Annotated in this window: 3 protein-coding genes; 1 reads left to right on the top strand and 2 read right to left on the bottom strand. The window is 61.6% G+C overall.

Annotation, left to right across the window (positions count from 1 at the left end; translation table 11 throughout):
• Window positions 1-197 (top strand): amidohydrolase family protein (locus EN939_RS33960; protein ID WP_164751505.1); only part of this gene is annotated, 197 nt, incomplete at its 5' end.
• Between the two features lie 4 nt (window positions 198-201).
• Here EN939_RS33960 and EN939_RS33955 read toward each other — a convergent pair.
• On the bottom strand, window positions 202-609 hold the full coding sequence (locus EN939_RS33955) for a carboxymuconolactone decarboxylase family protein (RefSeq protein WP_127271484.1): 408 nt from the start codon (window positions 607-609) through the stop codon (window positions 202-204).
• 317 nt (window positions 610-926) lie between these two features.
• Window positions 927-1461 (bottom strand): ATP-binding cassette domain-containing protein (locus EN939_RS33950; RefSeq protein WP_164751504.1); only part of this gene is annotated, 535 nt, incomplete at its 5' end.

The following is a 1461-nucleotide window of genomic DNA, read 5'->3' as shown; positions in this document are numbered from 1 at the left end:
CCTATATCGTCGACAATGCGATCGACATATTGGGCGCCGACCATCTGATGTTCGGCTCGAACTTTCCGATCGAGAAGCTTTGGACCAGCCACGCCGAGCTGATCAAGACGCACCGCGATGCGGTGGCCAGGCATGGTGCGGCGGCGGAGGCGGATATTTTCTGGAACACGGCGGAGAAGGTTTACCGGCCGGTGTGAGGCCTCACTTCACCTCGAACTGCGGGTCAACCGGAATCTGCATCGCCGTCACCAGATGGTTGGTCTGGCCGGCCAGCCCGATGATCGACACCAGATCGCCATGCTGCGCATCGGTCATGCCTTTGGCGCGGGCCGCCGCCGTGTGCGAGTGGACGCAGTAGGAGCAGCCATTGGCGGTCGAGACAGCAATGTAGATCATCTCCTTGGTCAGCGGATCGATGGCGCTGTCGGCGACCATCACCACCTTCAACTGTTCCCAGATCCGCTTCAGCGCCGGAGGATCATTGGCCAGCCCGCGCCAGAAATTGTTGACGAAATCAGATTTGCGCGTCGCGCGGATGTCGTCGAACACGGCTTTCACGGCGGGGATCTTTTCGACCTCGGCATCGCTGAGGAGTTTCGTCGTGGCCATGGCGTTCCCTTTCGTTTGAATTGAATCAAGTGTTGAGCAATTACGGCCAACCACCTTGGATGAATCGGTTTTCAGCCCCTCACCTTCGTCATCCTAGGGCGAAGCAGGAGCGAAGCTCCGTCGCGGAGACCCTAGGATCCATTCCGTGACGTCTCTCGAAGTGTGCGGCGGAGCAGAATCTTGCGCCGCAGCGACGCATGGAAGTCGCGGCATGGATCCTCGGGTCTGCGCCGCGTCGCTACGCTCCTTGCTTCGCCCGTGGATGACGAAGGGATGGACGTCCCGGCCAATTATCGACGTACGCACCGCCCGGAAACCTAATGCACAGCCGCGTACATGATCTTCTCCTCCGTCGCCTCGGCCGGCGAAAACTCCTCGACGATGCGGCCCTGGCGGCAGACCAGGATGCGGTCGGACAGGTTCATGATCTCCGGCAGGTAGGACGAGATGACGACAACGGCCAGGCCCTCGTCGGCCAGCCGGTTGATGATCTGATGGATCTCGGCGATCGCGCCGACATCGACGCCGCGCGTCGGCTCGTCGAAGATGACGATGCGCGGCTGCTGCACCAGCCCCTTGCCGATCACCACCTTCTGCTGGTTGCCGCCGGACAGTTCGACGACGCGCGCATTGTCGTTGATCGCCTTGATGTTCAACGTCTTCGTCCATTCGGCTGACAGCGCGCGCATTTCCTGCGCGTTGATCACCCAGGCCTTTTCGCGCCCCGCCGCCAGCAGCCCGCCGAACAGGTTCTCGGCAATGCCCATCGTCTCGAAGATGCCTTCGCTCTTGCGGTCCTCGGTGACATAGACGATGCCGTCAGCCACCGCCTCGCTCGGCACGAGATAGCGC

The sequence above is a fragment of the Mesorhizobium sp. M7A.F.Ca.CA.002.05.1.1 genome (genome assembly GCF_003998335.1).
Taxonomy (GTDB): domain Bacteria; phylum Pseudomonadota; class Alphaproteobacteria; order Rhizobiales; family Rhizobiaceae; genus Mesorhizobium.
The sequence above is the reverse complement of the archived record's forward strand: the minus strand, read 5'-3'. Positions and strand labels throughout refer to the sequence as shown.

Coding starts and splice junctions, on each gene's coding strand:
- EN939_RS33955 (WP_127271484.1), bottom strand. CDS start 609: ATGGCCACGACGAAACTCCTCAGCGATGCCGAGGTCGAAAAGATCCCC.